Annotated in this window: 22 protein-coding genes; 19 read left to right on the forward strand and 3 right to left on the reverse strand. The window is 71.8% G+C overall.

What is annotated here, in order from left to right:
* The first annotated feature begins 7 nt into the window (after positions 1-7).
* From ACFQUZ_RS26125 to ACFQUZ_RS26145, 5 genes are all read left to right on the forward strand, one after another.
* Positions 8-313 (forward strand): hypothetical protein, encoded by a 306-nt coding sequence (locus tag ACFQUZ_RS26125; protein ID WP_377446706.1) that lies wholly within the window; start codon positions 8-10, stop codon positions 311-313.
* On the forward strand, positions 310-2,988 hold the full coding sequence (gene alaS, locus ACFQUZ_RS26130) for an alanine--tRNA ligase (protein WP_377446708.1): 2,679 nt from the start codon (positions 310-312) through the stop codon (positions 2,986-2,988). Before ACFQUZ_RS26125 ends, alaS begins: the two co-directional genes overlap by 4 nt.
* Positions 2,989-3,086: 98 nt before the next feature.
* Entirely contained in the window at positions 3,087-3,545 is a 459-nt protein-coding gene (gene ruvX / locus ACFQUZ_RS26135) for a Holliday junction resolvase RuvX (RefSeq protein WP_377446710.1), read from the forward strand.
* Complete coding sequence (gene mltG / locus ACFQUZ_RS26140) at positions 3,542-4,747, forward strand: endolytic transglycosylase MltG (RefSeq protein ID WP_377446711.1); 1,206 nt, start codon at positions 3,542-3,544, stop codon at positions 4,745-4,747. The genes ruvX and mltG overlap by 4 nt, the downstream gene beginning before the upstream one ends.
* Position 4,748: 1 nt before the next feature.
* Positions 4,749-5,597 (forward strand): shikimate dehydrogenase, encoded by an 849-nt coding sequence (locus tag ACFQUZ_RS26145; protein ID WP_377446713.1) that lies wholly within the window; start codon positions 4,749-4,751, stop codon positions 5,595-5,597.
* Between the two features lie 35 nt (positions 5,598-5,632).
* Here ACFQUZ_RS26145 and ACFQUZ_RS26150 read toward each other — a convergent pair whose 3' ends face one another.
* Entirely contained in the window at positions 5,633-6,949 is a 1,317-nt protein-coding gene (locus ACFQUZ_RS26150; protein WP_377446715.1) for a cation:proton antiporter, read from the reverse strand.
* A gap of 170 nt (positions 6,950-7,119) precedes the next feature.
* Here ACFQUZ_RS26150 and aroC point away from each other — a divergent pair, with 170 nt between their 5' ends.
* A complete protein-coding gene (gene aroC, locus ACFQUZ_RS26155; protein WP_377446716.1) occupies positions 7,120-8,298 on the forward strand; it encodes a chorismate synthase in 1,179 nt (392 codons plus the stop codon).
* Positions 8,298-8,834: a shikimate kinase gene (locus ACFQUZ_RS26160; protein WP_377446718.1), complete on the forward strand. Its 537-nt coding sequence runs from the start codon at positions 8,298-8,300 to the stop codon at positions 8,832-8,834. Before aroC ends, ACFQUZ_RS26160 begins: the two co-directional genes overlap by 1 nt.
* On the opposite strand, the gene ACFQUZ_RS26165 is transcribed toward ACFQUZ_RS26160, so the two are convergent.
* Positions 8,791-9,510: an alpha/beta fold hydrolase gene (locus tag ACFQUZ_RS26165; RefSeq protein ID WP_377446719.1), complete on the reverse strand. Its 720-nt coding sequence runs from the start codon at positions 9,508-9,510 to the stop codon at positions 8,791-8,793. The two genes, ACFQUZ_RS26160 and ACFQUZ_RS26165, sit on opposite strands and share 44 nt — an antisense overlap.
* Positions 9,511-9,584: 74 nt before the next feature.
* Between ACFQUZ_RS26165 and ACFQUZ_RS26170 the strand changes: the two genes are divergently transcribed.
* From ACFQUZ_RS26170 to nusB, 6 genes are all read left to right on the forward strand, one after another.
* Entirely contained in the window at positions 9,585-10,586 is a 1,002-nt protein-coding gene (locus ACFQUZ_RS26170) for a helix-turn-helix transcriptional regulator (protein ID WP_377446721.1), read from the forward strand.
* A gap of 105 nt (positions 10,587-10,691) precedes the next feature.
* Positions 10,692-11,492: a putative protein N(5)-glutamine methyltransferase gene (locus ACFQUZ_RS26175; protein WP_377446723.1), complete on the forward strand. Its 801-nt coding sequence runs from the start codon at positions 10,692-10,694 to the stop codon at positions 11,490-11,492.
* Positions 11,493-11,656: 164 nt separating this feature from the next.
* A complete protein-coding gene (gene aroB, locus ACFQUZ_RS26180; protein ID WP_377446725.1) occupies positions 11,657-12,739 on the forward strand; it encodes a 3-dehydroquinate synthase in 1,083 nt (360 codons plus the stop codon).
* Positions 12,736-13,161 (forward strand): type II 3-dehydroquinate dehydratase, encoded by a 426-nt coding sequence (aroQ, locus tag ACFQUZ_RS26185; RefSeq protein ID WP_377446727.1) that lies wholly within the window; start codon positions 12,736-12,738, stop codon positions 13,159-13,161. Before aroB ends, aroQ begins: the two co-directional genes overlap by 4 nt.
* A gap of 42 nt (positions 13,162-13,203) precedes the next feature.
* The gene (efp, locus tag ACFQUZ_RS26190; protein WP_377446729.1) at positions 13,204-13,761 is read left to right on the forward strand and encodes an elongation factor P; all 558 of its coding nucleotides are present in this window, start codon (positions 13,204-13,206) and stop codon (positions 13,759-13,761) included.
* Between the two features lie 23 nt (positions 13,762-13,784).
* On the forward strand, positions 13,785-14,195 hold the full coding sequence (gene nusB, locus ACFQUZ_RS26195) for a transcription antitermination factor NusB (protein WP_377446845.1): 411 nt from the start codon (positions 13,785-13,787) through the stop codon (positions 14,193-14,195).
* Positions 14,196-14,363: 168 nt separating this feature from the next.
* On the opposite strand, the gene ACFQUZ_RS26200 is transcribed toward nusB, so the two are convergent.
* Positions 14,364-14,852, reverse strand: coding sequence for a transcriptional regulator (locus ACFQUZ_RS26200; RefSeq protein WP_377446731.1), 489 nt, complete (start codon positions 14,850-14,852; stop codon positions 14,364-14,366).
* A gap of 306 nt (positions 14,853-15,158) precedes the next feature.
* On the opposite strand from ACFQUZ_RS26200, the gene pyrR reads away from it, so the two are divergent.
* The 6 genes from pyrR (at position 15,159) to ACFQUZ_RS26230 (ending at position 23,710) form a co-directional block, all read left to right on the forward strand.
* The gene (gene pyrR / locus ACFQUZ_RS26205) at positions 15,159-15,800 is read left to right on the forward strand and encodes a bifunctional pyr operon transcriptional regulator/uracil phosphoribosyltransferase PyrR (protein ID WP_377446733.1); all 642 of its coding nucleotides are present in this window, start codon (positions 15,159-15,161) and stop codon (positions 15,798-15,800) included.
* On the forward strand, positions 15,797-16,723 hold the full coding sequence (locus tag ACFQUZ_RS26210) for an aspartate carbamoyltransferase catalytic subunit (protein WP_377446735.1): 927 nt from the start codon (positions 15,797-15,799) through the stop codon (positions 16,721-16,723). Before pyrR ends, ACFQUZ_RS26210 begins: the two co-directional genes overlap by 4 nt.
* Positions 16,720-17,997 (forward strand): dihydroorotase, encoded by a 1,278-nt coding sequence (locus ACFQUZ_RS26215; RefSeq protein WP_377446737.1) that lies wholly within the window; start codon positions 16,720-16,722, stop codon positions 17,995-17,997. Before ACFQUZ_RS26210 ends, ACFQUZ_RS26215 begins: the two co-directional genes overlap by 4 nt.
* Before the next feature lie 55 nt (positions 17,998-18,052).
* Complete coding sequence (carA, locus tag ACFQUZ_RS26220) at positions 18,053-19,195, forward strand: glutamine-hydrolyzing carbamoyl-phosphate synthase small subunit (RefSeq protein WP_377446739.1); 1,143 nt, start codon at positions 18,053-18,055, stop codon at positions 19,193-19,195.
* Complete coding sequence (carB, locus tag ACFQUZ_RS26225) at positions 19,188-22,538, forward strand: carbamoyl-phosphate synthase large subunit (RefSeq protein WP_377446741.1); 3,351 nt, start codon at positions 19,188-19,190, stop codon at positions 22,536-22,538. Before carA ends, carB begins: the two co-directional genes overlap by 8 nt.
* Before the next feature lie 125 nt (positions 22,539-22,663).
* Positions 22,664-23,710, forward strand: a complete 1,047-nt coding sequence (locus ACFQUZ_RS26230; RefSeq protein WP_377446848.1) for a quinone-dependent dihydroorotate dehydrogenase — start codon at positions 22,664-22,666, stop codon at positions 23,708-23,710.
* The last annotated feature ends 17 nt before the right edge of the window (positions 23,711-23,727 follow it).

Genomic DNA, 23,727 nt, shown 5'->3' on the forward strand with positions numbered 1-23,727 from the left:
TGAGGCCATGAGGCGGTTGCTGTGGTTGGGGATCGGGCTCGCCGTGGGCGCGCTTGTGGTACGGAAGGCGGCCCGGACCGCGCAGGCGTACACGCCGGCCGGCATCGCGAGTACGGCGGCGGAATCCATTGGCGGACTCGCCGAGTCGCTGCGTAGTTTCGTGGAGGACGTGCGGGACGGCATGGCCGAGCGGGAGCAGGAGATCCACGAGGCGTTCGCCGACGGCGTCCTGTACGAAGACCAGTTTGCCGACGCGCGGCGACCCGCCGTGCTCGACGACGACGAGCGGTACCCGGAGGAAGGCATCCGATGAGAACGGCGGAGATCAAGCGACGGTTCCTGGCGCATTTCGAGGCGGCTGGTCACGCCGTGGTGCCGTCCGCTCCGCTGCCCGCGATCGCCGACCCGAACCTGCTGTTCATCCCGGCGGGCATGGTTCCGTTCGTGCCGTACTTCCTCGGCCAGCAGACGCCGCCGTTCCAGCGGGCGGTAAGCGTGCAGAAGTGTGTCCGGACCCCGGACATCGACGAGGTCGGCAAGACCAGCCGGCACGGCACGTTCTTCCAGATGAACGGCAACTTCTCGTTCGGTGACTACTTCAAGGCCGGCGCCATCCCGCTGGCCTGGGAGCTGAGTACGAAGCCGGCCGCCGAGGGCGGCTTCGGGCTTGACCCGGAGCGGGTCTGGCCGACGGTCTATCTGGACGACGACGAGGCGTACGAGATCTGGAAGTCGGTCGGCGTGCCGGCGGAGCGGATCGTCCGCCGGGGCAAGAAGGACAACTTCTGGCACATGGGCATTCCCGGGCCGGCCGGTCCGTGCTCGGAGCTGTTCTACGACCGCGGCCCGGAGTACGGCAGGGACGGCGGGCCGGAGGTCGACGAGGATCGCTACCTGGAGTACTGGAACCTCGTCTTCATGCAGTACGACATCGCCGATGTCCGGAGCAAGGAGGAGTTCCGGATCGTCGGCGACCTGCCCGCGAAGAACATCGACACGGGCATGGGCCTGGAGCGGATCGCCGCCATTCTGCAAGGCGTCGACAACCTGTACGAGATCGACGAGGTCCGTCCGATCCTGGATCGGGCGGCGGAGCTGACCGGCAAGCGGTACGGCGTCAACTCGGGTCACGCGGCCACCGAGTCGCATCCGGACGACGTGCGGCTGCGGGTGGTGGCCGACCACGTGCGGACCGCGCTGATGTTGATCGGCGACGGGGTGACCCCGAGCAACGAGGGTCGCGGCTACGTGCTGCGCCGGATCATGCGGCGGGCCATCCGGGCGATGCGGCTGATGGGCTACCAGGACCGGGCGCTGCCCGAACTGCTGCCGGTGGCCCGGGACTGCATGTCGCCGTCGTACCCGGAACTGGCGACCGACTTCGCGCGGATCTCGCAGTACGCCTACGCGGAGGAGGACGCGTTCCTGTCCACGCTGCGCGCGGGGACCACGATCCTGGACACGGCGATCAGCGAGTCGAAGGCGGCCGGCACCACGAGCCTTTCCGGTGAACGGGCGTTCCAGCTGCACGACACCTACGGCTTCCCGATCGACCTGACCCTGGAGATCGCGGCGGAGCAGGGCCTCCAGGTCGACCAGGAGGGCTTCCGCCGGTTGATGGCCGACCAGCGGGCCCGGGCGAAGGCCGACGCGCAGGCGCGCAAGTCCGGCCACGTGGACACCTCGGCGTACCGGTCGGCGCTGGACGCCGGGGGGCCGGTGGAGTTCACCGGATACAGCGAGGTCAGCCGGGAGTCGCGGGTCCGCACGCTGCTGTCCGGCGGCGGTTCGGTGCCGGCGGCGGGCGAGGGGGAACTGGTCGAGCTGGTGCTCGACGCCACCCCGTTCTACGCCGAGGGCGGTGGCCAGCAGCCCGACCACGGCCTGATCACGGTCGGCGGGGGGCAGGTCGAGGTGCTCGACGTGCAGCAACCGATCCCGGGTCTGATCGTGCACAAGGCACGGGTCGTCCGGGGCGAGGTGCGCAGCGGGGAGACCGGGTACGCCGAGATCGACGCCAGCCGTCGGCGGGCCATCTCCCGGTCGCACACCGCCACCCACCTCGTGCACCAGACGATGCGTAACTTCCTCGGTGCGTCGGCGACCCAGGCGGGCTCGCTGAACGCGCCGGGCCGGCTGCGGTTCGACTTCAACACCCCGACCGGGGTGGCGCCCAGCGTGCTGCACGACGTCGAGCAGCAGATCAACGAGGTGCTGCTGGACGACCTGGAGGTGCACGCGTTCATCACCAGCCAGGAGGAGGCGCGCCGGCTGGGTGCCATGGCGTTGTTCGGGGAGAAGTACGGTGACCAGGTCCGGGTGGTGGAGGTTGGGGACTACGCCCGCGAGCTGTGCGGCGGTACGCACGTCAGCCGCTCCGGTCAGCTCGGCCTCGTGAAGATCCTCTCCGAGTCGTCGATCGGTTCCGGGGTGCGCCGCGTCGAGGCGTTGGTCGGCATCGACGCGTTCGGCTTCCTGGCCCGCGAGCACCTGCTGGTGTCCCGGCTGGCCGAGCTGTACCGGGTGCCGACCGACCAGGTCGCGGATCGGGTCGAGCAAACCGTGACGCAGCTGCGCGACGCCGAGAAGGAGCTGGAGAAGCTGCGCGCGCAGCTCGTCCTGGGCGGGGCGGGCACGCTCGCCGCCCAGGCCCGGGACGTGCGCGGGATCGCGTACGTCGGCACCGAGGCGCCGGAGGGTGCTGGTGGTAACGACGTGCGGACCCTGGCCCAGGAGATCCGGGGCAAGATCGACCCGGCGCGGCCGGCCGTGGTGGCGGTGGCGGCCCGGTCCGGTGGCAAGGCGTCGATGGTGGTCGCGGTCAACGCGGCGGCCCGGTCCCGCGGCCTGTCCGCCGCCGACCTGGTCAAGGGCGCCTTTTCCGGCCGGGGTGGCGGCAACGCAGACCTCGCGCAGGGCGGTGGCCTGCCGGCGGCCGAGGCGGGGAACCTGCTGGCCGCTGTCGAGCGCGCCGTTGGCGAAGCGTGATCAACCGGTGACTGTTCGGGAGGGCCTCGGTTGACGGGGGACGGGTCGGTCGTGTTTCCTCGACGACGATCCGCCCCCCTCGGAGGTAACGGTCCCGGATGAGTGAGTTCCCGCGTGGCGTCCGTCTCGGGGTCGACGTCGGCCAGGTTCGGGTCGGTGTGGCGCGCTCCGATCCGAGTGGGTTCCTGGCGACCCCGTTGGTGACCCTGGCCCGTGATCTGGGGACCGGGGCGGATCTGCCCACGGATATCACCGAGCTGGTCCGGCTGGCGGCCGAGCACGAGGCGGTGGAGGTGGTGGTCGGCCTGCCGATCAACCTGGCCGGCCGGCACGGGCCCGCCGCCGCGAACGTCATGGCGTACGTCGAGCGGCTCACCTCGGCCATATCGCCCATACCGGTACGGCTTACGGACGAGAGGATGTCGACGGTCGTCGCGTCTCGTAGGCTGTCCGAGCGGGGCGTCCGGGGACGCCGGCAGCGGGCGGTCGTCGATCAGGCGGCCGCGGTGGAGATCCTGCAGAGCTGGCTCGACGCGCAGCGGAGGCGGACAACATGATCGACGAGCTGGATCTCGCGTTCGACGAGCGGAGCGAGAAGGGCCGACATCGCCGCGGCTACGTGGAGAAGCGCAAGGGTGGCAAGGGCCGCCGGAGCGGTCGCGGCAAGACGGTCGCGGCGCTGCTGCTGACGCTGGTCCTGCTCGGGGGCCTGGCCGGCGGCGCGTGGCTCGGCATCGACCGGATCCAGGGCTTGTTCACCACCCCCGACTACCCGGGTCCGGGCACCGGCGAGGCGATCGTCCAGATCAACGACGGCGACACCATCACCGACGTGGGCAACACCCTGGTCCGGGCGGACGTGGTGAAGAGCGCCAAGGCGTACGTCAAGGCGGCCGAGGACAACTCGCGGGCCAAGAACATCGGCGCGGGCACCTACAAGGTGCGCAAGCAGATGAAGGCGGCGGACGTGGTCGCGTTGCTGTTGGACCCGAAGACCCGGATCGTCAACGGGGTCACCATCCCGGAGGGGCGCACCGCCAAGCAGACCTACGACCTGCTGTCCAAGCACACCAAGATCCCGGCGGCCGAGTTCGAGGCGGCGGCCAAGGATCCGGAGGCGCTCGGCGTACCGGAATTCTGGTTCACCCGCACCGACGGCAAGAGGGTCACCAAGTCGATCGAGGGTTTCCTCTTCCCGGACACCTACGAGTTCCCGCCGAACACGACGGCCGACGGCATCCTCCGGATCATGGTCAAGAACTTCCTGGACCAGACCGCCGCGATGAAGTTCGTCGAGACGGTGGAGAGCCAGCGCGGCGGGATCTCGCCGTACGAGGTGCTGATCGTGGCCTCGATGGCGCAGGCCGAGGCGGGTAAGCCCGAGGACCTCGGCAAGGTCGCCAAGGTGGCCTACAACCGGATCTACAGCGGCAACTTCCCGTGTTCCTGCCTGGAGTTCGACGTGTCGGTCAACTACTACTGGGAGTTGACCGGCAAGCCGACAAAGGCGTCCAAGGACATGACGACGGCCGAGATCCGCGATCCGAAGAACCCGTACTCCACGCACGCCAACCCCGGCCTGACCCCGACGCCGATCAACAACCCCGGCAAGCTGGCGCTGGAGGGCGCCATGTCGCCGCCGGACGGCAAGTGGTTGTTCTTCGTGGCCGTCGACAAGCAGGGGACCACCAAGTTCGCCGAGACAAACGCCGAGCACGACCGCAACGTGCAGGAGGCCAGAGAGAACGGCGTGCTCTGAGGTGCCGGACGTCGACGTGGTGGTCGCGCGCCGCGCCGCGGTGCTCGGCAAGCCGGTCGGCCACTCGCTCTCCCCGGTGATCCACAACGCCGGTTACCGGGCGGCCGGGTTGACCGGTTGGTCGTACACGGCCATCGAGTGCGCGGAGGACGAGCTGCCGGGCCTGGTGGCCGGCCTGGGCCCGGAGTGGGCCGGGTTGTCGCTGACCATGCCGCTCAAGGAGGCGGCGCTGTCGGTGGCCGCGGTCGTGGCGCCGGTGGCGGCCGTCGTGGGCGCCGCCAACACACTGGTACGCCGGCCGGACGGCACCTGGTACGCGGACAACACCGACGTCGAGGGCATGGTCCGGGTGCTCACCGACGTGGGCGTGCCGGCCGGTGCCTCGATCACCGTGCTCGGGGCGGGCGGCACCGCCCGGGCCGCCCTCGCGGCGGCGGCCCGGCTGGGCGCGGACCAGGTCACCGTGGTGGCCCGGCGCGCCGCCGCGGTCGCCGACCTGCGGCCGGTGGCCGAGAAACTCGATCTGCCGCTTACCGGTGCCGCCTGGGCAGACGCGGCCGGTCACCTGGGCGTGGACGTGGTGATCTCCACGGTGCCCAAGGGGGTGGCCGACCCGCTCGCGGTGGCTGACTGGGGGTCCGGGACGGTGCTGTTCGACGCGCTGTACGACCCGTGGCCGACCCCGCTGGCGGCTGCCGCGGCAGCGGCGGGGTGCCGGGTCATCTCCGGCCTCGACCTGCTGCTGGCCCAGGCGGTCGGCCAGTTCGAGTTGTTCACCGGCGTGCCGGCGCCGGTCTCCGCGATGTCGACCGCGCTCCGGCAGGAAAGGGCCCTTACCTCAGGCTCCTAACCTTGGACGAGTCGTCGGCATGGCTATCCGCGGTGTCAGCGGCCGTCCGTCCGGTCGCCGCGCGGAGGCGCCGACCGCCGCGCGTCGGTCGGTTCGGCGGCGGGCGTCGGTTCGGCGGGCTCGATCGCGGCACTCGCTTCCGGCAGGTCGGTCGAGTTGTTGGCCCGGGCCCGCAGCCGGCCGTACCAGGCCGGCGTCGAATCCGGGTCGAACAGCCGGGCCACCACGATATCGGTGGACGAGTGGGCGATTATCGACAGAGCGACGGTCAACGCGACCAGGTGGAACACCTCGTCGCCGGCGGGGATGCCGGCCTGCAGGACCAGGAGACCGTAGACCACCGAGGCGAAGCCCTTGGGACCGAACCACATCGCGGCGAACTGCTCGGTGCGCGACAGCCTCGACCGCAGGAACGAGATGGCGAGCGCCAGCGGTCGGGCGACGAACAGCGCGAGCACCGCGAACAGCCAGCCCGGCCAGGCGATCTCGCCGAGGAACTGGAAGGAGATCAGCGCGCCGAAGACCAGCAGGGCGGCAAGCTTGAACAGCTCGGCGATCAGCTCCCCGAAGTGCTCGAAGCTCTTTCGTTGCCGCTCGCCGAAGGTGGCCACGGTGATGCCGGCGGCGAACGCGGCGAGGAACAGATTGGCGTGGGTGACCTGGCCCAGCGCCAGCACCAGCAGTCCGATCGCCATGGCGTTGAGCGGCTCGTACTGGGTGGAGGCGGAGAAGAACCGGCTCTTCTCCAAGCGGAGAGCCAACCATGGCACACCGACTCCGATCACCACACCGAGCAGCAGTTCCCAGCCGAGTTCCCCGAGGTGCAGGTCGTCGGAGCCGGCGGCCACCGCCAGGAACAGGATGACGAACGGCAGCGCCAGCCCGTCGTTGACGCCCGATTCGACGTTGAGCAGGTGGCGTAGCCGGTGCGGCACCCGGTCGTTGCCCACCAGGGCCGACGCGAAGACCGGATCGGTGGGGGCCAGCACCGCGCCCACCAGCAGCGCCTCCGGCCAGTCGAGCCCGGCCACGTAGTGGGCCAGCAGAGCGGTGATGGCCAGCGTGAGCGGGAGCCCCCAGCCGAGGGCCCGGCCGGGCAGCCGCCACGCCGACCGCAGGTCGCTCCAGCCGACCCGCATGCCGTCGGTGAACAGCACCGCGAACAGCGCCAGCTCGGCGAGCGTGGCGACGATCGGGGCGTCCGCGGTGATCTCCAGCACGCCTGTCGTCTCCGGACCCAGTACGAAGCCGGCGACCAGGAACACCACGGCGGTGGAGAGGATGGTGCGGTGGGCGAGGCTGGACACGAGCACCGCCAGCAGCAGCACGGCGGCGAACGCGAACAACAGCATGAGGCACCTCCGGGCAGCGTCAACGGTCGCCGACCAGACTTCCCGGCACCCCGCAGAGAGGGTACGCACCCGGCGGTCGGCCCGCAGCATCGAGGTGCGTGGTGGTAGCAGGGGCCTTTCCGTCGGAGGCGATAGCAGCCAGCCGTTCCCTCCGTGACAGACTGACCACCGTGTTGCGCTGGTTGACCGCAGGTGAGTCGCACGGCCCGGCCCTCGTCGCCGTGCTCGACGGTGTCCCCGCCGGGATCGTGGTGACAAGCGAGGATCTGGTCCGGGAACTGGCCCGCCGGCGGCTCGGTTACGGCCGGGGCGCCCGGATGTCGTTCGAACGGGACGAGGTCGAGGTGGTCGGCGGTGTCCGGCACGGCGTGACCCTGGGCAGCCCGGTGGCCGTCCGGGTCGGCAACTCCGAGTGGCCGAAGTGGCGGACCGTGATGGCCCCCGACCCGGTCGACGCTGACGAACTGGCCGGCCAGGCGCGCAACGCGCCGCTGACCCGCCCCCGGCCGGGGCACGCCGACCTGGCCGGCATGCAGAAGTACGGGCACACCGATGCCCGCCCGATCCTGGAACGGGCAAGCGCCCGGGAGACGGCCGCCCGGGTGGCGGTCGGCACGGTGGCGCGGGCACTGCTCCGGCAGGCGCTCGGTGTGGAAATCGTCTCGCACGTGGTCGAGCTGGGCTCGGTGGCGGCCAAGCCGGGCCTCCAACCGCGACCCGAGGACTCCGAACGGGTGGACGCCGATCTGTTGCGCTGCCTCGACCCGGAGGCGAGCGCCCGGATGGTGGCCGAGGTGGATGCCGCGAAGAAGGACGCCGACACGTTGGGCGGCGTCGTCGAGGTGCTCGCCTACGGCGTACCCCCGGGTCTGGGTAGTCATGTGCAGTGGGACCGCAAGCTGGACGCGCGCCTGGCGGCGGCGTTGATGTCCATCCAGGCGATAAAGGGTGTGGAGATCGGCGACGCGTTCACCCAGGCCCGCTCCCGTGGCTCGGTGGCGCACGACGAGATCGTCCCCACCGCGACCGGGGTGCGCCGGCTCAGCGACCGGGCCGGCGGGCTGGAGGGCGGCATCACCACGGGTGAGCCGCTGCGGGTACGCGCGGCCATGAAGCCGATCTCGTCGCTGAACCGGGCGTTGTCCACGGTGGACGTGTCGACCGGCGAGCCGGCGACCGCCATCAACCAGCGGTCCGATGTGTGTGCCGTGCCGGCGGCGGCCGTGGTGGCCGAGGCGATGGTGGCGCTGGTGCTGGCCGAGGCGGCCACCGAGAAGTTCGGCGGTGACTCGGTCGCCGAGTTGCGCCGCAACGTGGCGGCGTACCTGGACCACCTGGTGATCCGCTGATGGGGCCGGTCTGCGTGCTGGTCGGGGCACCCGGCGCCGGTAAGAGCACCGTCGGCGCTCTGGTGGCCGCGGCACTAGGCGTGGAGTTCCGGGACACCGACTCCGCGATCGAGGCGACGGCCGGCAAGCCGATCCCGGAGATCTTCGTCGACGAGGGCGAGGAGCATTTCCGGGCCCTGGAGCGGGCGGCGGTGGCCGGCGCGCTCGACACGTTCGACGGGGTGCTGGCGCTCGGCGGGGGTGCGATCCTGGCAGCCGAGAACCGGGCCGCGCTGGCCGGCCAGCCGGTGGTGTACCTGTCGGTGGGTCTGACCGACGCGCTGCGCCGGGTGGGTCTCGGCGCGGGTCGACCACTGCTGGCGATCAACCCGCGCGCCACCCTGCGTCACCTCATGGAGCAGCGCCGCCCGCTGTACGAGGAGGTGGCCGCCGCCACCGTGGTCACCGACGACCGCTCGGCCGAGGAGGTCGCGGCGGAGGTCGTCGACGTGGTCACAGCCTGGTCAGCGCGTCGGCCAGCGCCCGAGGCTCGCTGAGCATCGGCCAATGGCCGGTGGGCAGCCCGACGAGGTGGGCGCCGGCCATGGTGGCGAAGAACGGGTGACCCTCCGCGATCAACTGTTCCACCACCGGCACCGGGAAGGTGCAGGCGATCAACGTGGTCGGCACCGGCCGGCCACCGGTGAGCCGGACCGGATCGGTGGCCGCCCTCAGCGGGTGCGGGGTGGCGCGTTCGCGCAGCAGCCGAAGTGCCGATCCGTCCAGCCCGGCGAGCGACTCCGGGTCGTCGGCCGGATTCCAGTCCGGCGGCGGCAGCAGGTGTCCGTCGCCGATCAACGTGCGTAGCCGCCGCTGCTCCTCCGGTGGATAGGTGTCGAACTGGGCCGTCCCGTCCGGCAACGCCCCGCTGTCCACATAGACGACGCGGCTGATCCGTTCGGGGATCCGATCGGCGGCCTGGGTGACCGGCATTCCGCCCCCGGAGTGGCCGACCAGCACCACGTCTCGCAGGTCGGCGTCCTCGAGGTGGCGGACGATGTCGGCCGTGTGCGTGTCCAGGCCGACCTCGGGGGTGGCCAGGTCGGCGCGGTCAGCCACGCCGGTGAGGGTCAACGGGTGCGCCTCGTGCCCGGCGGTCCGCAGGGCGTCGGTGACGTCCTGCCAGGCCCAGGCGCCCAGCCAGAAGCCGGGTACGAGTACGAAGGTGGTCATGAGGTCTCCGTTCAGTCGGGATCGAGCCTATGGTTGAATCCGGACGGTTCCCGCCCGGATAAGGAGAGTCGCCTGTGTCACATCCCGCGGGTCGAGTGCTCGGGCTGCTGGAACTCCTCCAAGCTCACCCGCGACTCGGGGGCGCCGAACTGGCCCGCCGGCTCGGCGTCGACGAGCGAACCGTCCGGCGCTACGCCACCACCCTGGCCGAGCTGGGCATCCCGGTCGTGGCACAGCGTGGGCGGTATGGCGGATACCGGCTGCGACCCGGCTACAAGCTCCCACCGCTGATGCTCACCGACGACGAGGCGGTGGCCGTGACGCTCGGGCTGGTCGCGGCCGAGCGGTTCGGCCTGGGGACCGGGGCACCGGCCACCACGACGGCCCTCGCGAAGATCCAGCGGGTGCTGCCGGCGTCCCTTGCCGACCGGCTGACGGGACTCCGGCAGAGTCTCGGCTTCCTCCGCGACCCGCCGCGCGAGGTGGCCGGCACGCACAGCACGACGCTGCTCGTCCTCGGCAGCGCGGTACGCGACCGGCGCCGGGTGAGCATCGACTACCGCTCCTGGCGCGGTGAGCAGAGCAGCCGGGAACTCGACCCGTACGGCCTGGTCTTCCACGCCGGACGGTGGTACGTCACCGGCCACGACCACCGCCGCGGCGACCTCCGGACGTTCCGGTTGGACCGGATCGCCGACGTCCGGACGGGCGCCGCGACCTTCCCCGCACCCGTCGACTTCGACCCGGTGGCGCACGTGACGCGCTCGCTGGCCGAGGTCCCGTACGCGTACGAGGTCGAGGTGTTGCTGGAGACGGAGCTGGCGCGGGCCCGACGGCGGCTGCCGGCAGACCTGGTCGAGTTGACCGAGACCCCGGACGGGATCCTGCTGCGGGGCCGGGCGGAACGGCTGGACGGGATGGCCACGATGCTCGCCGGACTGGGCTGGCCGTTCACGGTCGTACGGCCGGACGAGCTGCGGGTCGCGGTTGCCGAGCACGCCGCGCGCCTGGCCGCGTGGTCGGGGCGGACGTCGGGTACGGTGACGGAGTCGGAGCCGGATCGACCCGGGAGGTGAGAGCAATCAACGGATCAGGCCGGGTGCTCCCGCCCTCCCGCCGGACGGCTCAGCCGGGGTAGCGGATCGCGGCGAGCGCCCGTCGGCGCCCCGGAAGGAATCCCCGTGTCTGCCCCACCCGCACCTCCGTCGTACCCCCGGATCGTCGCCGCGCTGCGCGCCGCCGGCTGCGTCTTCGCCGAGGACGAGGCGCGACTGCTGCTCAACGCCGCCGCCGATCCGGCCGAGCTGACCCGCCTGGTGGACCGGCGGGTCGCCGGCCTGCCGCTGGAGCACGTGCTCGGCTGGGCCGAGTTCTGCGGCCTCCGGATATCCGTCGATCCGGGGGTTTTCGTGCCCCGGCGGCGGACCGAGTTCCTGGTCCAGCGGGCGGCCGCGGTGGCCCGCCCCGGTGACGTCGTGGTCGACCTGTGTTGCGGTTCCGGCGCGATCGGCGCCGCGCTCGCCGCGGCGGTCGGTCCGATCGAGCTGTACGCCGGGGAGGTCGATCCGATCGCGGTGCCGTGCGCCCGGCGCAACCTCGCGCCGGTCGGTGGCCGGGTCTTCCAGGGCGACCTGTACGAGTCGCTGCCCGTGGCGCTGCGCCGCCGGGTGGCGGTGCTGGTGGCCAACGTGCCGTACGTCCCGACCACGGCGGTCGGTCTGATGCCGCCGGAGGCCCGGCTGCACGAGGCGCCGGTGGCGCTGGACGGCGGCGCCGACGGGCTGGCGGTGCTGCGCCGGGTGGCCGCGGCGGCGCCCCGGTGGCTGGCGCCCGGCGGTCATCTCCTCGTCGAGATCGGCGCCGAACAGGTCGCCGCCGCGGTGGCGGCGTTCGCCGGTGCCGGCCTGGAGCCGTCGCCGGTCACGTCCGAGGAGTACGAGGCGACGGTGCTGGTCGGCGCCCGTCCGCCGGAAACGCGTTGATCCGACCTGCGCGGAAGCGCTGTGACCGGCCCGCGCGGAAGCGCTGTGACCGGCCCGCGTGGAAGCGCCGTGACCGGCCTGCGTGCAAGCGCCCTGGATCGGTCGTCGGCTCGTTGTGGCGGAGCCTCCCACGCGGAACGCGACACCGGCCCCTTCCCTAGACTGTGCCGGTGATGACGCGGATTGCGGTGCGTGGCGACCGGCCGTACCAGGTGCTCGTCGGGCGGGACCTGCCGGACGCGCTGCCGGAGCTGCTGCCGGGCGCGGACCGGGTGGCGGTGCTGTACGCGGGACCGCTCGCGGCGACCGCGACGGCGCTTGTCGACCGGTTGGCCGCCGCCGGCCGCCGGCCGCTCCCGATCGAGGTGCCGGACGCCGAGGCGGGCAAGTCGATCGAGGTGGCGGCCGGGTGCTGGGACCGGTTGGGTGCGGCGGGCTTCACCCGTACCGACGCGGTGGTCGGGGTGGGTGGCGGCGCCGCGACCGACGTGGCCGGCTTCGTGGCGGCCTGCTGGCTGCGCGGCGTGCGCTGGGTGCCGGTGGCGACGTCGCTGCTCGGCATGGTGGACGCCGCGGTCGGCGGCAAGACCGGGATCAACACGGCCGCCGGCAAGAACCTGGTCGGCGCCTTCCACCCGCCGGCCGGCGTGCTCTGCGACCTCGCCGCCCTGGACGGTCTGCCGCCGGTCGACCTGGCGGCCGGGCTGGCCGAAGTGGTGAAGTGCGGCTTCATCGCCGATCCGGTGATCCTGGACCTGGTGGAGCGGGACCCGGCGGCCGCCACCGACCCGGCCGGTCCGGTGCTGCGGGAACTGGTGGAGCGCGCGATCCAGGTGAAGGCGGACGTGGTCTCTGGTGACCTGCGCGAGGCGGGCCGCCGGGAGATCCTCAACTACGGTCACACGCTGGGTCACGCCATCGAGAAGGTGGAGGGCTACCGGTGGCGGCACGGGCACGCGGTCGCCGTCGGATTGATCTACGCGGGCGCGCTGGGCCGGTTGGCCGGTCGGCTCGACGCGGCCACCGCCGAGCGGCACCGGACCACGCTTACCGCCCTCGGGCTGCCCACCGGATACCGTGCCGACGCCTGGCCGCAGTTGCTGGACGCGATGCGGGTGGACAAGAAGGCCCGGGGCGACCGGCTGCGGTTCGTGGTGCTGGACGGGCTCGCCCGCACCGGCATTCTGGACGCCGACCCGGACGATGACCTGCTCAGCGCCGCGTACCGGGAGGTCGCCCGAACATGAGGGTGTACGTGTTGAACGGGCCCAACCTCGGCCGGCTGGGCACCCGGCAGGTCGACGTGTACGGCCGGACCAGCTACGCCGATCTTGTCGAACTGTGCGAGTCGACGGGTCGGGAGCTGGGACTGGACGTGGCCGTCCGGCAGACCGACGTGGAACACGAAATGCTCGGCTGGCTGCACGCCGCGGCGGACGAGGGCGTCGCGGTCGTGCTCAACCCGGGGGCCTGGTCGCATTACTCGTACGCGGTCCGGGACGCCTGCGCGATGCTGCGCGGGCCGCTGGTCGAGGTGCACATCTCGAACATCCACGCCCGGGAGGAGTTCCGGCACCACTCGGTGATTTCGGCCGTGGCCACCGGGGTGATCTGCGGGCTGGGCGTCGACGGCTACCGGCTCGCGCTGCGCCACCTCGCCGACCGGTAGACTTGCCGCGTCTGTGGCGTCAATTGAAGATCAAGGCAGGACATGGCCTCCACCAACGACCTCAAGAACGGTCTGGTTCTCAACCTCGACGGCGAGCTGTGGACCGTCGTCGAGTTCCAGCACGTGAAGCCCGGCAAGGGCGGCGCGTTCGTGCGCACCACGCTGAAGAACGTGTTGTCCGGCAAGGTGGTCGACAAGACCTTCAACGCGGGCACCAAGGTCGACACGGCCACCGTCGACAAGCGGACCATGCAGTACCTGTACGCCGATGGCGAGGACTACGTCTTCATGGATCTGCAGACGTACGACCAGATCTCGGTCCCCGGGGGGACCGTGGGTGAGGCCGCCAACTACCTGCTGCCCGAGGCGGAGGCCACCGTGGCCACCCACGAGGAGGTGCCGCTCTACATCGAGCTGCCCACCAGCGTGGTGCTCGAGGTGACGTACACCGAACCCGGTCTGCAGGGTGACCGCTCGACCGGCGGCAACAAGCCGGCGACCGTGGAAACCGGCGCCACCGTTCAGGTGCCGCTGTTCATCACCACCGGCGAGAAGATCAAGGTCGACACCCGCGACGGCCGTTACCTCGGCCGCGCCTGATGGCCGAGGGCCCCAAGCAGCAGATGCCGGCGCGCCGCAAGGCGCGTAAGCGGGCACTGGACGTGCTCTTCGAGGCCGACCTGCGGGACCGCCGGCCGACCGAGGTGCTGACCGGCTACCTGGAGCGGATCGAGCGACCCCATCCGGAGCACATGGGTTACGCGGTCGGCCTGGTCGAGGGCGTGGCGGGGCACCTGGACCGGATCGACGAGTTGATCGCCAGCTACGCCGAGGGCTGGACGCTGGACCGGATGCCGGTCGTGGACCGCAACCTGGCCCGGATCGCCGTGTACGAACTGTTGTACGTCGACGAAATCGACGACCCGGTGGCGATCAGCGAGGCGGTCGAACTGGCCCGGCAGATGTCCACCGACGACTCGCCCCGTTTCCTCAACGGCCTGCTCGGCCGGATCGCCGAATACGCCACCCGCTGACCCCACCCCATCCGGCCCGCCCGCGCCCCGCTCGCTCGCGTTGATCAAGAGATCCGCGTCATGATCAGCTCGAATTCTGACGCAGATCTCTTGATCAACGCGAGGATGGCGCGGGCGCACACCGAGGGGCCCCGGGCGGATGCCCGGGGCCCCTCGGTATGCGGTGGGTCAGGACGCGAACAGTGCCCGCGGGTCGGCGACCAGCACGCCGTGCTCGGTCAGCCGCTCGATCAGGCCGGACGGTGAGGCGTCGTACACGATCGCCAGCGCCCGCAGGTCGTCGGCGCGGATGGAGAGCACTCGGCCGTTGTAGTCCCCGCGCTGCTGCTGGATCGCCCGGGCGTAGCGGGCCACGTAGGCCAGTTCCTCCGAGGCGTCGTCGTACAGCCGCTCCAGGTCCAGAACGATCTTGTTGGTGGGCTCGTGCCGGATCCCGCTGCCGTCGGGCAGCAGTTCCGAAACCGGCACCCGGTAGAACTCGGCCAACTCGGCGAGGCGGGACACGGTGACGGCGCGGTCGCCGCGCTCGTACGAGCCGACGACGACGGCCTTCCAACGCCCGTTCGACTTCTCCTCCACGCCCTGCAGGGACAGGCCCTGCTGCTGGCGGATGGAGCGCAGGCGGGCGCCCAACGACTTGGCGTACTCAGACGGCATGCGGTCACTCCCAGTGCTGGCTCGGGGGTCGCCCCAGCGGTTCGCTACGGAGCGTGACGGTACGGGGATTGCGACACGCGGTCAAGTGCTGGCAACCGGCCCGCTCGTTTCCGGCGCCGGCCGATCCGGGCAAATCGCCGAGCTGAGCAGGAGATCAGTGATCTGCGTCCGACCGACGGGCCGGGTGTGGCGGAAAGGCCGATCCGCACTGGTAACGTGACGCACGAGCCCGGCCTGGCACTGTGACCAGGTCGTTTCCGACATCCTTTAACGACCCGTCCCGTGAGGCGGGGAAGGAGGTCCGACGTGGCCTACCCACAGGCCGCCCGGGAACCGGTGGCGTCGCCACCGTCCGTGAAGGTGATCCTCGCCAGCGCCGACCTCGCGCGCGTGGTGGACCGGATAGCCCACCAGATACTCGAGAAGACCCAGGGCGCCGCGGACACGGTGCTGCTCGGCATTCCCACCCGGGGCGTGCCGCTGGCCCGCCGGTTGGCCGCCCGGATCGCCGCGTTCGAGGATGTCGAGCTGCCGGTCGGTGTCCTCGACGTCACCCTCTACCGCGACGATCTGCGCCGGCACGCCACCCGGGCGGTCGGCCCGACCGAGGTGCCGGTCGGCGGTATCGACGGCAGGCGGGTGATCCTCGTCGACGACGTGCTGTTCTCCGGCCGTACCGTGCGGGCCGCGTTGGACGCGCTTAACGACCTGGGCCGGCCCGCCTCCGTGCAACTCGCCGTACTTGTCGACCGCGGCCACCGGGAGTTACCGATCCGCGCCGACTACGTGGGGAAGAACATCCCCACCGCGCTGGCCGAGAGCGTCCGGGTGACGCTCGCCGAGACTGACGGCACCGACGAGGTACGGCTGCACGCCGGCCCGCCGTCCAGGCCGCCGTCGACGTCGCCGTCCGCCCCGGCCGCCGCCCGCCCGGGAGAGAAGCGATGATCAAACATCTGCTCAGTGGCGCCGACCTCGACGCCGGCACCGCCACCCTGATCCTGGACACCGCCGCCGGGATGGCAAGCGTCAGTGGCCGGGAGGTGAAGAAGCTGCCCGCGCTGCGCGGCCGGACCGTGGTGAACCTGTTCTACGAGGACTCGACCCGGACCCGGATCTCCTTCGAGGCGGCCGCCAAGCGGCTCTCCGCCGATGTGATCAACTTCTCGGCGAAGGGTTCCAGCGTCTCGAAGGGGGAGAGCCTCAAGGACACCGCGTTGACCCTCCAGGCGATGGGGGCCGACGCGGTCGTCGTCCGGCACCCGGCCTCCGGCGCCCCGCACCGGCTGGCCACCTGGGTCTCCGGCAGCGTGGTGAACGCCGGCGACGGCACCCACGAGCACCCGACCCAGGCGCTGCTCGACGCGTACACCATGCGGTCCCGGCTGGGCCGGGTCGACGGCCTGCACGTGGCGGTGGTGGGGGACGTGCTGCACAGCCGGGTGGCCCGGTCGAACGTGCTGCTGCTGGCCACCCTCGGTGCCAAGATCACGCTGGTCGGCCCGCCCACCCTGATCCCGGTCGACATCGCGGCCGCGCTCGCGCCGGGCACCGACGTGTCGTACGACCTGGACGCCGTGCTGCCCAGCGCGGACGTGGTGATGATGTTGCGGGTGCAGCGGGAACGGATGGCCGCGTCGTACTTCCCGTCGGCGCGCGAGTACGCCCGCCGCTACGGGCTGGACGGACCCCGGCTGCGCCGGCTGCCGGAGCACGCCATCGTCATGCATCCGGGCCCGATGAACCGGGGCATGGAGATCGCCCCGGAGGTCGCCGACTCGCCCCGCTCCACAATCGTCGAACAGGTCGCCAACGGGGTCTCCGTGCGGATGGCCGTTCTTTACCTGCTGCTGGGGGGAACCACCTCATGACCACGTACCTGATCAAGGGTGTCAGCGTGCTCGGGGCCGAACCGACCGACCTGCTGGTCCGCGACGGCGTCATCGCGGAGGCCGGTCCCCGGCTCGACGTGGCCGCCGCCCGGGCGGTCGACGCGGCCGGCCTGGTGGCCCTGCCCGGCCTCGTCGACCTGCACACCCACCTGCGCGAACCGGGTCGCGAGGACGCCGAGACGGTGGAGTCCGGCTCCCGGGCCGCGGCGCTGGGCGGCTACACGGCGGTGTGCGCCATGGCCAACACCAGCCCGGTCGCCGACACGGCGGGCGTGGTGGAGCAGGTGTGGCGGCTGGGCCGGGAGGCCGGCCTGGTGGACGTGCAGCCGATCGGCGCGGTCACCGTCGGGCTGGCCGGCGAACGCCTCGCCGAACTGGGGGCGATGGCCGACTCGGCGGCCCGGGTGCGGATCTTCTCCGACGACGGGCACTGCGTGGCCGACCCGCGGCTGATGCGCCGGGCGCTGGAGTACGTGAAGGCGTTCGACGGGGTGATCGCCCAGCACGCCGAGGAGCCCCGGCTCACCGAGGGCGCCCAGATGCACGAGGGCGAGGTCGCCACCCGGCTCGGGCTGACCGGCTGGCCGGCGGTGGCCGAGGAGGCGATCATCGCCCGGGACGTGCTGCTCGCCGAGCACGTCGGCAGCCGGCTGCACGTCTGCCACGTCTCCACGGCCGGCAGTGTCGACGTGCTGCGGCACGCGAAGGCGCGCGGGGTTCGGGTTACGGCCGAGGTCACCCCGCACCACCTGCTGCTGACCGACCGGCGGGCCGAGTCGTACGACCCGGTTTTCAAGGTCAACCCGCCGCTGCGGACCGACGCCGACGTGGCCGCCCTGCGCGACGCCCTGGTCGAGGGTGTCATCGATGTCGTCGCCACCGACCACGCCCCGCACGCCCTGGAGGACAAGGAGTGCGAGTGGGGGTATGCCCGCCCGGGGATGCTCGGGCTGGAGACGGCGCTCTCCGTGACGCTGGAGGTGTTCGGCCCGCGCTGGGATCTGATCGCCGAGCGGATGTCCCGCACCCCGGCCCGGATCGCCGGTCTGACCGAGCACGGGCACGACCCCGCCCCCGGCCGGCACGCCACGTTCACCCTGGTGGACCCGGCGGCGGTACGCCGCGTCGAGCCGGGTGAGCTGGCCAGCCGCAGCCGCAACACCCCGTACGCGGGGATGACACTGCCCGGCCGGGTGGTCGCCACGTTCCTGCGCGGCGAGCCGACGGTCCTTGACGGAAAGGCGGTCCGGTGAGCGCGAGGAGTGAGCTTGCGAGCCCCGCAGTCGCGAACGAAAGGTGGGCCCGCTGATGCGGCGGCGACCGGCGCTCCTGGTGCTGGAGGACGGCCGGACATTCACCGGCGAGGCGTACGGCAGCGTCGGGGAGACGTTCGGCGAGGCGGTGTTCAGCACCGGGATGACCGGCTACCAGGAGACGCTCACCGACCCGTCGTACCACCGGCAGGTCGTGGTGCAGACGGCGCCGCACATCGGCAACACCGGCGTCAACGCCGAGGACGACGAGTCCGGCCGGATCTGGGTGGCCGGGTACGTGGTCCGCGACCCGGCCCGGATCAGCTCCAACTGGCGCGCCACGGGCGCGTTGGAGGACCGGCTGGCGGCCGAGGGTGTGGTCGGCGTGTGTGGGGTGGACACCCGGGCCCTGACCCGGCACCTGCGCGAGCGGGGCGCCATGCGGGTCGGGGTGTCCAGCCTGGACGACGACCCGAAGGCGCTGCTCGACAAGGTGCGCGGCACCCCGTCGATGGTCGGTGCCGACCTGTCCGGCGAGGTGACCACGCCCGAGCCGTACACGGTGCCGGCTGAGGGTGAGCACCGGTACACGGTGGCCGCCCTGGACCTGGGCATCAAACGGAACGTGCCGCGCCGGCTGGCCGCCCGCGGCGTCACCACCCATGTGCTGCCGGCGTCCAGCACCATGGCGGACGTGCTGGCCACCGGGGCGGACGCGGTGTTCTTCTCACCCGGCCCGGGTGACCCGGCCACCGCCGACCGTCCGGTGGAACTGGCTCGCGAGGTGATGCGGCGGCGGATCCCACTGTTCGGCATCTGTTTCGGCAGTCAGATCCTCGGCCGGGCGCTCGGGTTCGGCACCTACAAGCTGGGCTACGGGCATCGCGGCATCAACCAGCCGGTGCTCGACCGGGCCACCGGCAAGGTCGAGGTGACCAGCCACAACCACGGCTTCGCGGTGGCCTGGCCGGAGACGGCCCCCGGGGCGGTGGTGCCCGACCGGGTGGTCGACACCGAGTTCGGCGGCGTTCGGGTCAGTCACGTCTGCCTCAACGACAACGTGGTCGAGGGGCTGCGCGCGGTGGACGTGCCGGCGTTCACCGTGCAGTACCACCCGGAGGCGGCGGCCGGTCCGCACGACGCCGACTACCTGTTCGACCGGTTCGCGGAACTCATCGAGGGTGGTGGCCATGCCTAAGCGGACCGACCTGAAGCACGTCCTGGTGATCGGCTCGGGGCCGATCGTCATCGGTCAGGCCTGCGAGTTCGACTACTCCGGCACCCAGGCGTGCCGGGTGCTGCGCGCCGAGGGGCTGCGGGTCAGCCTGGTCAACTCCAACCCGGCAACGATCATGACCGATCCGGAGTTCGCCGACGCCACGTACGTCGAGCCGATCACGCCGGAATTCGTCGAGCTGGTGATCGCCAGGGAGCGTCCGGACGCGCTGCTGCCCACGCTGGGCGGCCAGACGGCGTTGAACACGGCGGTGGCGCTGCACGAGGCCGGCGTGCTGGACAAGTACGGGGTGGAGCTGATCGGCGCCGACATCGAGGCCATCCGCCGGGGCGAGGACCGGCAGTTGTTCAAGGAGATCGTGGTCCGGGCGGGCCGCCGGATCGGGCTGCCCGACCCCGAGGGCCTGGTCCCGCGCTCGCGGGTCTGCCACTCGATGGAGGAGATCCGCGACACGGTCGCCGAGGTAGGGCTGCCGGTGGTGGTCCGGCCGTCGTTCACCATGGGCGGGCTCGGCTCCGGCATGGCACACACCGACGAGGACCTGGACCGGATCGCCGGAACCGGGTTGGCGGCCAGCCCGGTGCACGAGGTGCTGATCGAGGAGAGCGTGCTCGGCTGGAAGGAGTACGAACTCGAACTCATGCGGGACCGGCACGACAACGTCGTGGTGGTCTGCTCCATCGAGAACCTCGACCCGATGGGGGTGCACACCGGCGACAGCGTGACCGTCGCGCCGGCCATGACGCTCACCGACCGGGAGTACCAGGGGCTGCGTGACCTGGGCATCGCGGTGCTGCGTGAGGTGGGGGTGGACACCGGCGGCTGCAACATCCAGTTCGCGGTGAACCCGGCCGACGGCCGGATCGTGGTGATCGAGATGAACCCCCGGGTGTCCCGGTCGTCGGCGCTGGCGTCGAAGGCCACCGGCTTCCCGATCGCCAAGATCGCGGCCCGGTTGGCGATCGGCTACACGCTCGACGAGATCCCCAACGACATCACCGCGCTCACCCCGGCGGCGTTCGAGCCGACCCTGGACTACGTGGTGGTCAAGATCCCCCGGTTCGCGTTCGAGAAGTTCCCCGGCGCCGACCCGGAGCTGACCACCACGATGAAGTCGGTGGGCGAGGCGATGGCGCTGGGCCGCAACTTCACCGAGGCGCTGAACAAGGCGATGCGGTCGATGGAGACCCGGGGCGCCGGATTCTGGACCGTCGCCGATCCGGCCGGGGCCACCCGGGAGAACACCCTCGCGGCGCTGCGCACCCCGCACGACGGCCGGCTGTACACGGTGGAGCGGGCGCTGCGGCTGGGCGCGAGCGTCGCCGAGGTGGTCGAGGCGTCCGGCGGGATCGACAGGTGGTTCGTCGACCAGATCGCCGGGCTGGTCGAGCTGCGCGCCGGGATCGTCGGCGCCGCGGTGCTTGACGAGGATCTGCTGCGCCGGGCCAAGCGGGCCGGCCTCTCCGACCGCCAGGTGGCCGCGCTGCGTCCGGAACTGGCCGGCGAGGACGGGGTACGGGCGCTGCGGCACCGGATCGGCCTGCGCCCGGTGTACAAGACCGTGGACACCTGCGCCGCCGAGTTCGCCGCCAGCACGCCGTACCACTACTCGTCGTACGACTCCGAGACCGAGGTGGCGCCGTCGGCGCGGCCGAAGGTGCTGATCCTCGGCTCCGGGCCGAACCGGATCGGGCAGGGCATCGAGTTCGACTACTCGTGCGTGCACGCCGTCCAGGCACTGCGCGCGGCCGGCCTGGAGACGGTAATGGTGAACTGCAACCCGGAGACCGTCTCCACCGACTACGACACCGCCGACCGGCTCTACTTCGAGCCGCTGAGTTTCGAGGACGTGTTGGAGGTCTGGCACGCCGAGGACAGCTCCGGTCGAGCCGCCGGCGGGCCCGGCGTGGTTGGGGCGGTCGTGCAACTGGGCGGGCAGACGCCGCTCGGACTGGCGCAACGTCTCAAGGACGCCGGCGTACCGGTGGTGGGCACCTCGCCGGAGTCCATCCACCTGGCGGAGGACCGCGGCGCGTTCGGCGCGGTGCTGGCCCGCGCCGGGCTGCGCGCGCCGGCACACGGCACCGCCACCTCGTACGAGGAGGCAAAGGCGATCGCCGGGGAGATCGGTTACCCGGTGCTGGTGCGGCCGTCGTACGTGCTGGGCGGCCGGGGCATGGAGATCGTCTACGACGACGCCACGCTGCGTGGCTACATCGACCGCGCGACCGACATCTCGCCGGACCATCCGGTGCTGGTGGACCGGTTCCTGGACGACGCCATCGAGATTGACGTGGACGCGCTGTGCGACGCCGACGGCGAGGTGTTCCTGGGCGGCGTCATGGAGCACATCGAGGAGGCCGGTATCCACTCCGGCGACTCCTCCTGCGCGCTGCCACCGATCACCCTGGTCGACCCGCACCTGGCCGAGGTCCGCCGGTACACCGAGGAGATCGCCCGTGGCATCGGCGTACGCGGGCTGCTGAACGTGCAGTACGCCCTCAAGGACGACGTGCTCTATGTGCTGGAGGCCAATCCGCGGGCGTCCCGGACCGTACCGTTCGTGTCCAAGGCGACGGCGGTGCCGCTGGCCAAGGCGGCGGCCCGGATCATGCTGGGCGCCACCGTAGCCGAGCTGCGGGCAGAGGGGCTGCTGCCGAGCACCGGCGACGGCGGGACGCTGCCCGACTCCGCGCCGATCGCGGTGAAGGAGGCGGTGCTGCCGTTCACCCGGTTCCGTACCCCGGCCGGCAAGGGGGTGGACACGCTGCTCGGCCCGGAGATGAAGTCCACCGGTGAGGTGATGGGGATCGACCCGGCGTTCGGCAACGCGTTCGCCAAGTCGCAGGCGGCCGCGTACGGGTCGTTGCCCACCGGCGGCACGATCTTCGTGTCGGTGGCCAACCGGGACAAGCGGGCGATGATCTTCCCGGTGAAGCGGCTGGCCGATCTGGGCTTCTCGATCGTGGCGACCACCGGCACCGGCGCGGTGCTGCGCCGGCACGGCATCTCCTGCCAGCTCATCCGCAAGCACTACGAGGAGGAGGGGCAGGGGCCGGACGCGGTGTCGATGATCCTCGGCGGCGACGTCGCGCTGGTCATCAACACCCCGCAGGGTTCGGGGGCCAGTGCCCGCTCGGACGGGTACGAGATCCGCAGCGCCGCGGTGACCGCCGACATCCCGTGCGTCACGACGGTGCCCGGAGCGGCGGCGGCGGTGATGGGCATCGAGGCGCGGATCCGGGGTGACATGTCGGTCCGCCCGCTCCAGGAACTCCACGCCGCCCTCCGCGAGGCCCGATGACCCCCCGGCCACCCCCCTCCCGTGTTGATCAAGAGCTTTGCGTCATCGAGGCGGCCGTTCGGTGACGCGAACCTCTTGATCAACAGAGGGAGGGGTGGGGTGGAACGGGATGGAGGTTTGTGGTGGTGATGTTTGAGCGGGTGGTCCGGGCTGGGTTGTTCCGGGTGGGTGGGGGGGATCCGGAGGCGGCGCATGAATGGACCTTGGCTCGGCTGACGGCACTGTCCCGACGGCCGGCCGCGCTGGCCGTGGTACGTGCCGTGTGCTCCGTCCGCGCGCCGCGCACCGTGTTCGGGGTCGACTTCCCGAACCCGGTGGGCCTGGCCGCCGGAATGGACAAGGACGGGGTGGCGCTGCCGGCCTGGCCGGCGCTCGGGTTCGGTTTCGTCGAGGTGGGCACCGTCACCGCCCGTCCGCAGCCCGGCAACCCACGGCCCCGGTTGTTCCGGCTGCCGGCCAGCACGGCGGTGATCAACCGGATGGGCTTCAACAACGCCGGCGCCGAGGCGCTGGCCGCCCGGCTGGCCGCGCTGCCCCGCCCACTCAGCGTGCCGCTGGGCATCTCGCTGGGCAAGTCCAAGGTCACCCCGCTGGACCAGGCCGTGGCGGACTACCTGGCCTCCTACCGGGCGCTGCGGGCGTACGGCGACTACTTCGCGGTAAACGTCTCCTCGCCCAACACGCCGGGGCTGCGGTCGTTGCAGGACCGGGCGCACCTGGACGCACTGCTCGGTGAGCTGGTGGGGGAGCGGCCGATCCTGGTCAAGATCGCTCCGGATCTGACCGACGCGGCGATCGCCGACCTGCTCGAGGTCTGTCTCGACCGGGGGGCGGCCGGGATCATCGCCACCAACACCACGCTCGGGCGGGACGGGCTGGCCCCGGCCGATCGGGCCGTCGCCGCCGAGGCGGGCGGGCTGTCCGGCCGGCCGCTGGCGGGGCGGGCGCGGGACGTGGTCGCCTTCGTCCACCGGGAGACCGGCGGCCGGCTGCCGGTGATCGGTGTCGGTGGACTGCTCGACGCCGGTGACGCGCGCCGGATGTTCGACGCGGGTGCCAGCCTCGTCCAGCTCTACACCGGCTTCGTCTACCGGGGTCCGGCGCTGGTCCGGGCCATCGCCCGGACGGCCGCGACGGCGCCCGACGGCGCGGCCCCTGACGGGCCGGCGTGATCGACGGTTGCGGTGTG

This window comes from Plantactinospora sp. GCM10030261 (genome assembly GCF_042666615.1).
GTDB lineage: Bacteria > Actinomycetota > Actinomycetes > Mycobacteriales > Micromonosporaceae > KBS50.